The sequence below is a fragment of the Phocaeicola paurosaccharolyticus JCM 15092 genome (assembly GCF_000613805.1).
In the GTDB taxonomy this organism is placed as follows: Bacteria; Bacteroidota; Bacteroidia; order Bacteroidales; family Bacteroidaceae; genus Phocaeicola; species Phocaeicola paurosaccharolyticus.
Genome location: NZ_BAJR01000020.1, coordinates 54,102 through 65,047 on the forward strand (window position 1 = coordinate 54,102; position 10,946 = coordinate 65,047).

Annotated in this window: 17 protein-coding genes; 3 read left to right on the forward strand and 14 right to left on the reverse strand. The window is 40.7% G+C overall.

What is annotated here, in order from left to right; translation table 11 throughout:
* Window positions 1-15: 15 nt before the first annotated feature.
* Genes JCM15092_RS17825 through JCM15092_RS09430 form a run of 5 tightly spaced genes read right to left on the reverse strand, consistent with a single transcriptional unit; the run spans window position 16 to window position 2,543 of the window.
* Complete coding sequence (locus JCM15092_RS17825; protein ID WP_262501376.1) at window positions 16-150, reverse strand: hypothetical protein; 135 nt, start codon at window positions 148-150, stop codon at window positions 16-18.
* 44 nt (window positions 151-194) lie between these two features.
* Window positions 195-713, reverse strand: coding sequence for an antitoxin (locus JCM15092_RS15670; protein ID WP_235782317.1), 519 nt, complete (start codon window positions 711-713; stop codon window positions 195-197).
* A 24-nt stretch (window positions 714-737) separates the two neighbouring features.
* Window positions 738-1,412: a hypothetical protein gene (locus tag JCM15092_RS09420; RefSeq protein ID WP_084488524.1), complete on the reverse strand. Its 675-nt coding sequence runs from the start codon at window positions 1,410-1,412 to the stop codon at window positions 738-740.
* Between the two features lie 2 nt (window positions 1,413-1,414).
* Entirely contained in the window at window positions 1,415-2,122 is a 708-nt protein-coding gene (locus tag JCM15092_RS09425; RefSeq protein ID WP_024994442.1) for a hypothetical protein, read from the reverse strand.
* Window positions 2,103-2,543 carry a PH domain-containing protein gene (locus tag JCM15092_RS09430; protein WP_235782319.1) on the reverse strand — a complete coding sequence of 147 codons (441 nt, stop codon included), beginning with the start codon at window positions 2,541-2,543 and terminating at the stop codon, window positions 2,103-2,105. Before JCM15092_RS09430 ends, JCM15092_RS09425 begins: the two co-directional genes overlap by 20 nt.
* On the opposite strand from JCM15092_RS09430, the gene JCM15092_RS17830 reads away from it, so the two are divergent.
* Entirely contained in the window at window positions 2,488-2,616 is a 129-nt protein-coding gene (locus tag JCM15092_RS17830) for a hypothetical protein (RefSeq protein ID WP_262501377.1), read from the forward strand. The genes JCM15092_RS09430 and JCM15092_RS17830 overlap by 56 nt on opposite strands.
* Here the strand turns inward: JCM15092_RS17830 and JCM15092_RS09435 are convergent.
* The 5 genes from JCM15092_RS09435 to JCM15092_RS09455 all read right to left on the reverse strand — a co-directional run bounded on the left by JCM15092_RS09435 (window position 2,601) and on the right by JCM15092_RS09455 (window position 7,524).
* Window positions 2,601-4,259, reverse strand: coding sequence for a toprim domain-containing protein (locus tag JCM15092_RS09435; protein ID WP_024994444.1), 1,659 nt, complete (start codon window positions 4,257-4,259; stop codon window positions 2,601-2,603). The two genes, JCM15092_RS17830 and JCM15092_RS09435, sit on opposite strands and share 16 nt — an antisense overlap.
* Before the next feature lie 12 nt (window positions 4,260-4,271).
* A complete protein-coding gene (locus JCM15092_RS09440; protein ID WP_007215836.1) occupies window positions 4,272-4,712 on the reverse strand; it encodes a DUF4494 domain-containing protein in 441 nt (146 codons plus the stop codon).
* Between the two features lie 110 nt (window positions 4,713-4,822).
* Window positions 4,823-6,517, reverse strand: a complete 1,695-nt coding sequence (locus JCM15092_RS09445; protein ID WP_024994445.1) for a hypothetical protein — start codon at window positions 6,515-6,517, stop codon at window positions 4,823-4,825.
* Window positions 6,518-6,531: 14 nt separating this feature from the next.
* Complete coding sequence (locus JCM15092_RS09450) at window positions 6,532-6,756, reverse strand: hypothetical protein (protein ID WP_007215838.1); 225 nt, start codon at window positions 6,754-6,756, stop codon at window positions 6,532-6,534.
* Between the two features lie 6 nt (window positions 6,757-6,762).
* Complete coding sequence (locus JCM15092_RS09455) at window positions 6,763-7,524, reverse strand: DUF4099 domain-containing protein (protein ID WP_024994446.1); 762 nt, start codon at window positions 7,522-7,524, stop codon at window positions 6,763-6,765.
* Window positions 7,525-7,870: 346 nt separating this feature from the next.
* On the opposite strand from JCM15092_RS09455, the gene JCM15092_RS09460 reads away from it, so the two are divergent.
* Window positions 7,871-8,530 carry a M23 family metallopeptidase gene (locus tag JCM15092_RS09460; protein WP_024994447.1) on the forward strand — a complete coding sequence of 220 codons (660 nt, stop codon included), beginning with the start codon at window positions 7,871-7,873 and terminating at the stop codon, window positions 8,528-8,530.
* Window positions 8,531-8,535: 5 nt separating this feature from the next.
* Here JCM15092_RS09460 and JCM15092_RS17295 read toward each other — a convergent pair whose 3' ends face one another.
* The 4 genes from JCM15092_RS17295 to JCM15092_RS09480 form a co-directional block, all read right to left on the reverse strand.
* Complete coding sequence (locus JCM15092_RS17295; RefSeq protein WP_185091811.1) at window positions 8,536-8,712, reverse strand: hypothetical protein; 177 nt, start codon at window positions 8,710-8,712, stop codon at window positions 8,536-8,538.
* A 312-nt stretch (window positions 8,713-9,024) separates the two neighbouring features.
* Window positions 9,025-9,246: a hypothetical protein gene (locus JCM15092_RS09470; protein ID WP_007215843.1), complete on the reverse strand. Its 222-nt coding sequence runs from the start codon at window positions 9,244-9,246 to the stop codon at window positions 9,025-9,027.
* 2 nt (window positions 9,247-9,248) lie between these two features.
* A complete protein-coding gene (locus JCM15092_RS09475) occupies window positions 9,249-9,734 on the reverse strand; it encodes a DUF3990 domain-containing protein (protein ID WP_007215844.1) in 486 nt (161 codons plus the stop codon).
* Window positions 9,731-9,958 carry a DUF3791 domain-containing protein gene (locus tag JCM15092_RS09480; protein WP_024994448.1) on the reverse strand — a complete coding sequence of 76 codons (228 nt, stop codon included), beginning with the start codon at window positions 9,956-9,958 and terminating at the stop codon, window positions 9,731-9,733. Before JCM15092_RS09480 ends, JCM15092_RS09475 begins: the two co-directional genes overlap by 4 nt.
* Window positions 9,959-10,345: 387 nt before the next feature.
* Between JCM15092_RS09480 and JCM15092_RS15680 the strand changes: the two genes are divergently transcribed.
* On the forward strand, window positions 10,346-10,946 hold a 601-nt coding region (locus JCM15092_RS15680), incomplete at its 3' end, for a hypothetical protein (RefSeq protein ID WP_034541846.1).

Sequence of the window (10,946 nt, forward strand, 5' to 3'; positions counted from 1 at the left end):
TACTCTTTTTAGTAATTATCTGCCTCGACGAACTGTCGGGTTGGATGCTTCTTCGGTTTGTGCAACGGGATTTTGTTCCGACTGTTGAGCAGTGGAACGTCCTTCTGTATTCTCGTTCTGCTGTGTCTGACCGCCCATTATCTTATTCATATTGAAGTTGTTTCCGATGACCATCATACCTAAGATGGCACCGGCTATCTTACCCAGCCAACCGAACCTGCCGAAGCATAAGAAGCTGCACCAATCAATCCTGCTAAGCCCAGTCCTGAGACTTTACCATTGCCGATGTTCTTGAAGAAATCACCAATCATACCCAATCCGTTACCACTGAATAGCCCTTGAAAGAAATTACCAAGGCCGCCTGTTGAATTATTGGCTCCTGACAACATATTACCTGTGCTCTCTATGACTTGACCTGCTGAATGGACTGTTTTCTCTATACCATCCACGGTTGCTCCAACGACATTGCCCACCTTTTCAGCCGTTTCTTCGCCAACCAATACTTCTGTGGCAGTTTTCACCACTGGTTTATCATTTGCAATGCTTTCCCAGGCAAGGTATCCCATACCGCCACCCACAACAGCAGTTTTAGTTGCTGCTCCTGCACCTTGCAAAGTTCTTCCAGGGTGGACAATCGGATAGGTAACGAAACGTCCGACTTTTCTGACTGCTTGGTTCTTGGCTGCTGATGCTATTGAACTCCATATTCCCATATTATTATCTGTTTTTGTGTTACATTAAAATCCACGGTGTCCATTGCGTTTCCAACGTTCCATCGCTTCTCTTACTATTTTCTTTTTATCGGCAGGGTCTCTTGCTCCATCATAAATATCGTCCCATATATCCGTCATGGAGGTATATTTGACGGATCTGGTTAGCTGTTTGAGCTTCTTATTCATGGTCTTTAGTTTGGGACGGATAGCAAATACGATCTCCATCCGTTCCTTCTCTGTCATCTTATTATTACTTAAACAGACGAGCCGAATATCATTGACAATCTCTACACTGTTCAGAATCAATTCCCGATAGATGGCATTCCGTCTCGAAGAAAGGGCAACCGCCAGTGCGTTGCTCGGTGCATTGCTTAACTGAACGGAAAACTCGCCGAGGTTCACTGCCATGCGGTCAATCTCATGATAGAAACCATAGATTTCTGCGGCATAGGTGACTATGGAACGGAAGCTATTGAGGTAGTTATTGAACTTCTTTTGAATGTCCGTTGTTCCTTTAACTTCCTCTTTGAGCCATAAATGACCGGTTGTCTCCAACAGCATCGCTCTCTTTTGGGATTTCAGTTCATCCTCTGCTTTTTGAGTATAGGCATAAATCATCCCAGTCAGAGTGGGGTCAACCTGAGCATGGGATTTTATTCCCAGTGTACATATGAATAGGAACATCATTAGTTTCTTCATACTCATTCATAGTATTGTGAAACAACTCTTGCAGACCTGCGCCAACGTTCGATAGCCATTGCTGCCACTTCACTATTGTCTCGGTCAATCATGCCTGCCGTTGCATTATTCCAGACATCAGTCATGGTGTAATAACGAACACTGAGATAGAGCTTTCGTAGCTTTTTATTGAAAGAGGATAGTCTGTCTTCCAATGCCCATAGCATCTGAGAACGTTCAGCCCCGGTCAGCATATTCATCTCTCCACCCGTTGAGATACCTTCACGTAGTAAGGTAAAAACAGAAATCAGTTCAGAGGCCGTTTCTATATACAGGTTGTTCATAGACATGGAAGCCACAAGTCCTTGCGGATTATTTTCAATGGCCTTCTTCATTTGACCCAGGGTGATGAAGATATGAACACCATCATGGTAAAGCGATGTTCCTGCCTTGAGGGTTGAAGCATAGCCGTTTACTGTTTTTAGATAACCACTGTATTTGCCTTCCCATTCCTTTATCTTGTTATACTCGGCTGCCATGGTGTTTTGCAGGATAGCGGTATTGGTCTGTCCTTTGGTTTGGTTTTGGATCTGTTTATTGATAAGTTCGTTACCTTCTGCCAATGCCAACCATTCTCCTGGATTCATCACCACCCATTCAGCTCTGATAGGTAGTACAGACAAGCATAAAAGTCCCACTGCCAATATTCTTTTATCGATTCGCAATTTCATAGATTCCCTTTCTTCTACGGTTTAGTTCTACTCTTTCTCTGACCAATGACACCAAGTCCAAATCATTCTTCACACCGATGATGTCTAACTTGGGGGTACTGCGGTCTCCAGAATAGATGGTTACTGTTTTCAATCCACAGATTTGCTGCATGAGTGTTCTATGCTCATTGAAATCGACAATACGATACAACTCCAGATAGTCACTCTTACGGGTAAACACTCCATGATTCATGATGAGCTGCTCCTCGTTGATTCTACATTCAATCCGTCTGAGATAGATAAAGGTGTAGAGCAATCGGACGGCTAACAACCCTGCAATTATCAGACATAGATTTGCCAATGGCATTTCATCCATACCACCGGCAATGAAAGCTACCGAGGTGATGATGAGCATGGGCAATTCATTGATGACAAACTGCATCCAGTGTGGTTGCAGAATGATGGTTCTGTATCGTTGTATCGGTGGTTGTGTCATGGTCTATCTTCTGAAGTGATGTTTATGTTCTTCGCTGTCTTCTTCGGATTTTTCTTTCTTCTGATTGTCTTCGAAGTCATCTTTTATCTCTCTGTATTCACCATCAGTCCCGTCAATGGCTGTCTCAATGATGTCCTCGTTGGTGTACATCTTTTTATCCAACAGTTGGTCATTCCAGTCTTTATAGCTTTCATCACAGGGACTATAGACTATCTGACCAGGTCTTTCACGATATTCATTGGCGGCTTTGGTCAATTCCTCACGATATTTATCGAACTGACTTTGTGCATTCTCCTTGATAGTTTTCAAGTCTTCTTCGCACAACCTATAGCCACTTGTCGTAGCTACATGATACTCTTCTGAAAGGGTCTCATATTTGCCATAGATGGATGAGATGGAATAAGGAAGATAGTCGGTATCTCCAGAGAAAATATCATCTGGATTACGTAACGTTTTCATGTAGTCAGTTATGGCTGGACGCTCTCCAACAGATTCAATGCCGAGTTTCTTTAAAGCATCTTCAAAACGAAAATCATGCAAATCTATCTCTTGGTTATTCTTGCTGTTCTGTGCATCCACCACAACCAATTTCCCATTCTCACCGATATGTGAGTAAAAGGATTTATCGGCTCTTGTCAAAGCGAAATTGATGGCAAAGGTTCTGCCGGCAAGGTCTCTGTCAAAGCCGATATAATGCTTGGCATGATTGGTCTCTGCAAACATCCCCTTGAACTGATGAATACTTGGATTGCCTCCTGTACTTACAAAGACGGCATTCTCCAAATCATAGAGTTCTTGTTTAAATTCGCGAATTTCTTCGGCTCCTTTGTACGAGCCTTCGCTCTGCATGTCCTCATAGCCCCCAATGGTATCAACCAACTGTTCTTTCTGAATCTGATAATATGCCATTGCATCAAATGCACTTTCAAACCAATAAACATGTTTGGCTTGATCCAAAGGTTCACCCGATAGATTGGCTATCCACATGCCCTCGGTTGCATTGGTTCCTGCGGCCATACCTTTATAGAGCGTTTTCCCCTCGGCATTGGCACGACTGCGTTCTTCCAAACCGACGTATGTGCCTAAATTGCTGGGCTTTTGCATCGGGAAAGAGAGGTTGGCATACTGTTTCCCATTCTTTCCTTCTCGTATGGCGATGAAGAAATTATTGTGAAAATCTCGTTGGGTATCAAGTTTGATACCTCTGGATTTAAAATAGGGATAGAATGCTTTCTGAGAATCCCAATCGTTCAGTCGGAAATTCAACCTGTCATAGTCGTTGATATCGAAGACTCGTTGTGCTCGTTCTCTATCAGCAACGATGGATGGACGTTCGGGTATCGGATTATTCAGAAGTCTATTGCATACCAAATTGACCAGTCTGTCTGCATTCATGCCAGGGGTATACTCACTGAACAAATGGGGATGCTCCTTGATGAAGCTGATTACATTATAGTTCTTGACTTCTGGCGGTTGAAAGCAGCATAGCCCATTGCCTGTGACGATAAACTTATCACCACGGACACGTTTCCCGTTGCTATCCATACGAACATACGATGGGTAGCGCAAGCCGTCACGTCTGTTGAGCTGATAGCCTGCATCTACCAGTAAATCCTGTATGTTGATACGGTTCTTAAAATCGTCGTAGGTTAATTCTGCCATAAGCTTTTGTGTTTAGTGTTCGAATACTTCCATAACCTTGGTTTCAGCAATGTTGGCCATGGTAAATTCCTCCATGCTTTTGTCCATCACATCATTCACATTGCTAAGGGCTACTTCCAAGTTGGCAGCCTGTACCAGATAGGTTACATTCGTGCGTTTCTCAGAACCTGTCTCTTCATCCAAGGTGATAAAGGATAGTTTTACTTTGAACCATTTGTCATCATCTTCATCATCGCTAAAGAATACTTCTTTATAGGGTGCAGGATTGATATTCTTGATTTCGATTCCACCACGCACTCGTGTCTTTAGTTCTTTCAAAGCTCTGCTTTCAGCCTCTCCAAAACTCATGGCATCTGTGGTATATATTTCATTGGCTTTCTTCTCGGTGCCGTCTTCCATCTGTTTGAGATAGCATACTGTCACCTCAAACCAATAAGCTGTTTTTGCTCTCATGTTCTATTTTAGTTTTGGTGTAATTACGCAGATACTATGAAATGTATTCGCTATATGTAGTAATACTATTAAAGTAGTATCTGCTTAATATCTGTTTATTACATTTGTTATTACATGCCATGATGCAGTTCTCTATGCATCATTTCAGTGTTTGCTGCTGCTTCAAAATTACGAGCTGCCACATCCATGGGCGTATCAACGCCAGGCTTAAAGTAGGCTCTTGGCTCCGGCCCATGATGATGTTCCATATAGATTTCAGGTGGCCCATGGTGATGTAATCCTCTTCCTAATTCGCCCAACACAGTAGCTCCGGCAAGCAAAGCGGCTCCGATTTTTACTCCCAAACCAACACCATCTCCACGACCTTTCATTTCGACTTCGGGAAAGACTTTGGAGAAGAGTTTCATGCGGTGGTAGTCATCGATAGCCATAAACTTATCATATTGCTTTTGTGTTATCTCGTGGCTGACTACCTTTCCATCGATGATGGCGGTCATGCGATATTTCCCCTCGGTCTGTTGGCCTTCCTTTTCTTTATTTGCGGTTTGCTCGGCGGGTCTATTGGTAATAGGCTCGACACGAATTTCATCCACTGATACTTCACGACCATGCCGGCCTTCACGATACCATCCTTTGTTTTCATCTATATACTGTAAGTCGTTTCCATTCATCTGCACACTGCCTTCCTGTAAAGGGGCTAATTCAGGATGAATGTTTTGCTGTTGTTCTTGATTGATGAACTGATTCTGTCCGTCATCTATCACTTGTCCTTGTTGTTGCTCTTGTCCAATACACAACTGTTGATCGATTTCGGCCTTCGCTTTATCGGTCAATGGTATATTGATGCTTTCTTTGCTGTTGAGTACATCCATCGTAAAGCTTCCTGCAAAGTCTTCTTTTATGATGCCATTGAGCGTTCCCAATCTCTGCTCAAGCGGTATTTCCTTCAACGAATTGCTGGTAAGTATCTTTAGTTCTTCGGGTTTTAAGTCGTATTGCAGGTCAGCAGGTGAACTGGCTGACTGAACGGTCAGTGTCTTGGTAGTTGGGTCGATAATCAGACCATGAGAAGCCAATACCTCTTGCCACTTCTCATTGGTGAAATACACGGGTGAAGTGATGACCTCTTTGTAGGGTTCTGCTGGCTGAGTTGTTCTTGGACGAGCTTGTATCGGTTGAATAACTGCTTGTAAATCTTGTAGAACATCTTGTTTTACCGGTGACGGTTGACCTTTATAGTAGAAGCCATAACCTCCATTTTGAAGTTCTCCGGGCTTCATGCGTCCATCGGGACGATTAGGAACAATAGGTGCACCTGCTGGGTAATAAAGCCCTCCATTGATGCGTCTCAGATGATAACCGTCTTGTTGACGAGGTGTCCATCCCAAGAACGGCACTGGACCGTGCATTCCCATAGCTCTCCAACCTTGTCGTAAAGATGGTGCTGGGTTACGACCATATTCACCTACACCAATACGATAGCCGTGCAATCCCATAGCCACTCGACCATTGGTATTACGTGCATGAACAAAGTTCTTGGGCATGTCAAAGTCGTTGGCTACCAGATTTGTGAAAGTGTTATAGGCTTTCTTATTGGCTGAATTAGTGCCCCAATCGGTTAGTGCTTGTAACTGTCTCTCACTGATGGGATAGTTGAGTACAGGGGAATCATGTCCCTGTACTACCAACTGAAAGCCATTACTACTGGCATGGATATGTGCCTGCATACCATTTCTCAGTAGGATGTCTTGTAGTTCTGGTTGCAGATCTAACGAGCGAGGGTTTGTATTTTTTCTAATTGACATAGTTTTGGGAATGATTAGGCATCACCGTCTTCCATTGCTGTCTCCAGTTGTGCTTGCTTGAATTCTACGAACTCGGCTGCACTGTCATGGTTGATGGCTTTGCCACGGCTTTCACAATAGTGTTTATAATCTTCTTTCCATTCCTTTGAATGGTGGTTGACATAATCCAGCCAACCATACTCGCCGTTTTGCATTTTCTCGACGAGCTCTTCTTCTGTGTAGAATTTCTCTTTTGCCATGTGTTGTTACATTTTGTGTATCGCTTGTTGTTTGCGTGTCTCGCTTTTTTTGTTGAGCTCGTTCCACATCTCATCGGTATATTCTTCCTCTGGAGTATAGTCCAGATTGCCATTCTCGTCCATAGTCCAGCATCCATAGATACCGAAGTTGTATTTCTCCCATTCCTTCTTGGGTTGTGAACGCCATTGCTGTTCGTCTCCCTTGGAAACACGGATACCTGTAAGGACATCCAAGTCGATTCCCATTGTTACTGGTTCATCGTCAATGCTTACTGTGAGTGGTTTTCCATTGCTAAGGCATGAAAGTTCGGCATTACTCAAGTGGAAATGGTCGCAGATGAGCTGTAGGTTTCGTCCAATGACTGGGGTAGGAACAGAGAGAACCTGTCCTGTTTCAAAATCAATTTGATGGAAAGCCATCACTTCACGACCTTCTGAGGTGGTCATCGGCTCTATAATGGCATGACCAGCTTCCAAAAGTTTCTGCTTGTCTTCTGGAAACTGGGTTAAGTCGGTTTCGATTAACTGAGGAATGAAGATGACATCCACTTTATCCTCTTCGTTTCTCATCAGACAGAAGCGAGTACGGCAAGTGATGACTTCACCTTGTTCATTGGTCACTTTTACTGGCAATACCGGTGAACGTCTGCCTGCAAAGATTCCCTTCAAAGCATGTTCGGGCAGGTCGGTAATCATTTCTTCGGTTAAACCAAATTGTTGGAGAATCTCATAAGGCATCTCCTGTTCTGAAAATGTTGTTTCACTCATATATTTTTGTGTTTACGTTGTAATCTGGGCACAAAATTATATTGGTAAAGTGTTGTGAACGATTTAGTGAGACAGAACAGCCTTTGTTTTCAGAATAATTAATCGAAATGAAATTATTATACTTTGTAATCATACTCAAAACAGTTGTTTGTAGATGTCCTCTGAATGGTTATACTATCAAAGTGTTGTTTTTCAACCTAGATAAAGATTATCTTTTGATGGATAATACTGCTTTGAGTATGAAATCTGAATTTGATGGTTTAATATGTGTTTAATTCTGGCTGATTCTTGATGATATTGTTACGTTTTCAAGATTGGATTGCAAAGAGGATGTACTTTTGCAAGTATGAAAGCGAAAGAATTCTTTTTTATACTGGCCTTACAATGTTCACTTTGTAAGGCTCAGTTCCATACGGTGAGCAATGGCTCAAACCTTTATAAAATAGAAACAGTAGCCGAAGTACCTAGTGGTAAATTGGCTACTGCTATTATTGAACCCTCTAATGAGAGGGAAGTTTGTAATGCTGTGTCTGATAAGGATGAAGTTCGTGAGCAGCTTATAGCTCAGTACATCAGTGTGTCCTATCCTTTGAAGAATATACGTTTGAATTCCAACTATGGTGTTCGAAAAGACCCATTTACAGGAAAGCCAACCATGCATAATGGAATTGACTTACAAGCAAAAGACGATGAAGTCTATAGCATGATGCAGGGAAGAGTGAAAAAGGTCGGCAGAGATAAGCGTTCAGGGAACTATGTGGTGCTTGAATACGGTAACTATACAGTTTCTTATTGCCATCTCTCCAAAGCATTGGTTCAGAAAGGTGACAGTGTGAATGCAGGTGATGTTGTCGGTATATCAGGTTCTACAGGGCGTAGTACTGGAGAGCACCTTCATCTGACCTGCAAGTATAAAGGAAAGTACGTCAATCCTTCTATTTTGCTGGATTACGTAAAAGAGACACAAGCTGAATGTTTGGCACAGTTGAAGTCGATTGTGGTGTAGTGCAATCAGAACAATTTATTGTCCGACCCATGTGATCTGTTCCATGCGTCATAATCAGAGTACGTAGAAGTGTCACCCCAAAAGGTCGATTTTCTTTTACTTCTCTTTTTCTTTTTATCGCCACCACCAAACATCTTAGAAAAGATGTAGATTCCAAGTATGATAAGTATTAGTCCGTCCATAATAATATCGTTAATTCTAATACAAATATACTCATTTTCAACGATATAGTCAAATAAATTCATAACTATCATAGCTGATAACCAGAGTTTTATACGAATTAAATCAATTATGAATTGCATCATATTCAGTTTGAATATATCATCCGAAAGGGAAGGTCTAAACTGGCTGAATTTGCAGGTAAGTGGTAACAGTCAACAAAAAACCGTCCAGATTGGCATCACCACAATCGAACGGTTTAATTTTGTATCTCACATTTATCTTTGGTCTTTACCGATAATTGAATAATATCGGCTTTAATACCGTTATTTGCTCTATTTTATAATACCATTTTCGATTTCATTCTTAAGAAAAGAAAATACATATACAGCACCTTGATAGTACAAACCACATTCGGGGTCTGAGAGCTTCTTGTATGTTTCAGAAGCATACAACTCGTCAAGTGCACGCTTCATATCCCAACCATAGGTATCCATTAGCATGGAAACAAGTTCTGTGGAGAGACATTCTACTAAAAATTGTACGTCGTTGCTCATGGTTATTGTTTCTTAAGAAATTGTATTGCTCTTTCTGTACCGAAAAAATATTGTATTGCATGATTGCCACGAAATCGAAGTTCCTCGATAAGCGTATTCATTGGAATATAGCCATTAACGAAACGCCGAATTTGGACACCAACGGTATCGTCAGCAATTGGCCCAATTACAATATCGTATGGATGAGTCGGCGTATCTGTATTATTGTTACGATTCATCAACACAAACTCTGCCCACTCAGGGCTATAGTCGTCAAATACTTTTATATTCAAATCGGTATTACTCTGAAGAATAGTATCATCAAATAGGTAGGTATTGATAATCGGTTCGCCTTTCATTAACATTCGTGTAGTACGCAAAGCCATATCGAAAGCTTGTTGCTTGTTAGCATTCAGATAGAAGCCACATCCAAAATCTTTGCCTCGTTTAGAGCGGCAAAGATCTATTTCCTGAATATCAACATTGGAACCATGATATAAAGTAATCATGCTAATTTCCCTCCTTTCTTTGAACAGACAGCTGTCAAGTCATTGACGGCATCGTCAATAGACAAAGTATGCTCAGCAGCATAATAATCAATTAGAAAATCAATTCCGCTGAAACGACGCAAATAGGCATAAGCTTGCGCATTGGTTAAGCTGAACTTAGCAGCGAATGCACCAACACAACAAACCACATATTCTATCTTGTTTGTTATCTCATTCTTATTCATAATTGACCTTGTTTATATTGACATTATTAGCGTTGCAAAGATACACATTTTTGCTGAGTATTATGCTTGTTTTTAGAGACTATTCACCGAATGACGCTTTTAAAGTTCGATTTTTAACATAGAAAGGCTTTATACAAGAATTTCAAATACTGAAATGATTATACTGAGTTTTATGTTTTGATAAAAAAACGCTCACCCTGAGCGCGCTGATCTTATGGGAAGCGTGGTGAGCATGTTGCTGCAAAGGTAGTAATAATTTTCAGACTCCCTTTCGTTTCCGTTGAACATCTGCTATCATGTATTTGTATCTAATATACTTCTTGCTTTTTAATATCTATGTCATATTTTGGCATATCTTATCATCTATCTTGTCAATAAAAATAATATATGGAACAAACATATCAAACACTAGAAGATTTCTATAATAACAACAAGTATCATCTTGATAGTTCATGGTCGATTTTTAATAGCTTTTGGTTGAATACAGTCCAATATGAATTGATTCAAGCTATATTAGAGGTAATGATAGATACCTCAATATCATCGAAACAGACAATTGAAATTAACGTCGATTCAACTCAAAAAATCACTGTAAAAGTTTTTTGTAAATCATTTGTTAATGATAAATTGCTAGACAGTGTTACAATTCTTGAAAGAATATATGATCATAAAAAAGTAGAACTTCGTCACTGTGGTCTTGTCGGTGTAAATTCTTTGAGTTATATATTTGAGATTATTTCTGATGGAAGACAATTAGAATTTCAGAATCGCAAATTGATAATAGATAAGCAGATTCATTCAATAAAAAAAGAAGAAGTGAGGGTGTCTTTTCGTATTGAAGAATATATGTCATCTTTTAGCATCAGAAAAATGAAACAGATGCTAAAAGAATACACTTACATATATCCTAATGTAGAATTCCTGTGCAATAAAGAAAAAATAGCATCGCCGAGTGGAATTTCAAACTTTGTATCAATATATAATCCAT

Bases quoted from the DNA above. Each gene is read 5' to 3' on its own strand.
- JCM15092_RS09440 (WP_007215836.1), bottom strand. From the start codon at position 4,712: ATGAGAGCAAAAACAGCTTATTGGTTTGAGGTGACAGTATGCTATCTC.
- JCM15092_RS09450 (WP_007215838.1), bottom strand. From the start codon at position 6,756: ATGGCAAAAGAGAAATTCTACACAGAAGAAGAGCTCGTCGAGAAAATG.
- JCM15092_RS09455 (WP_024994446.1), bottom strand. From the start codon at position 7,524: ATGAGTGAAACAACATTTTCAGAACAGGAGATGCCTTATGAGATTCTC.
- JCM15092_RS09470 (WP_007215843.1), bottom strand. From the start codon at position 9,246: ATGAGCAACGACGTACAATTTTTAGTAGAATGTCTCTCCACAGAACTT.
- JCM15092_RS17825 (WP_262501376.1), bottom strand. From the start codon at position 150: ATGAATAAGATAATGGGCGGTCAGACACAGCAGAACGAGAATACAGAA.
- JCM15092_RS09475 (WP_007215844.1), bottom strand. From the start codon at position 9,734: ATGATTACTTTATATCATGGTTCCAATGTTGATATTCAGGAAATAGAT.
- JCM15092_RS09430 (WP_235782319.1), bottom strand. From the start codon at position 2,543: ATGCAGTTTGTCATCAATGAATTGCCCATGCTCATCATCACCTCGGTA.
- JCM15092_RS15670 (WP_235782317.1), bottom strand. From the start codon at position 713: ATGGGAATATGGAGTTCAATAGCATCAGCAGCCAAGAACCAAGCAGTC.
- JCM15092_RS09435 (WP_024994444.1), bottom strand. From the start codon at position 4,259: ATGGCAGAATTAACCTACGACGATTTTAAGAACCGTATCAACATACAG.
- JCM15092_RS17830 (WP_262501377.1), top strand. From the start codon at position 2,488: ATGAAAGCTACCGAGGTGATGATGAGCATGGGCAATTCATTGATGACA.
- JCM15092_RS09420 (WP_084488524.1), bottom strand. From the start codon at position 1,412: ATGAAGAAACTAATGATGTTCCTATTCATATGTACACTGGGAATAAAA.
- JCM15092_RS09445 (WP_024994445.1), bottom strand. From the start codon at position 6,517: ATGTCAATTAGAAAAAATACAAACCCTCGCTCGTTAGATCTGCAACCA.
- JCM15092_RS09480 (WP_024994448.1), bottom strand. From the start codon at position 9,958: ATGAATAAGAATGAGATAACAAACAAGATAGAATATGTGGTTTGTTGT.
- JCM15092_RS09425 (WP_024994442.1), bottom strand. From the start codon at position 2,122: ATGAAATTGCGAATCGATAAAAGAATATTGGCAGTGGGACTTTTATGC.
- JCM15092_RS09460 (WP_024994447.1), top strand. From the start codon at position 7,871: ATGAAAGCGAAAGAATTCTTTTTTATACTGGCCTTACAATGTTCACTT.
- JCM15092_RS17295 (WP_185091811.1), bottom strand. From the start codon at position 8,712: ATGGACGGACTAATACTTATCATACTTGGAATCTACATCTTTTCTAAG.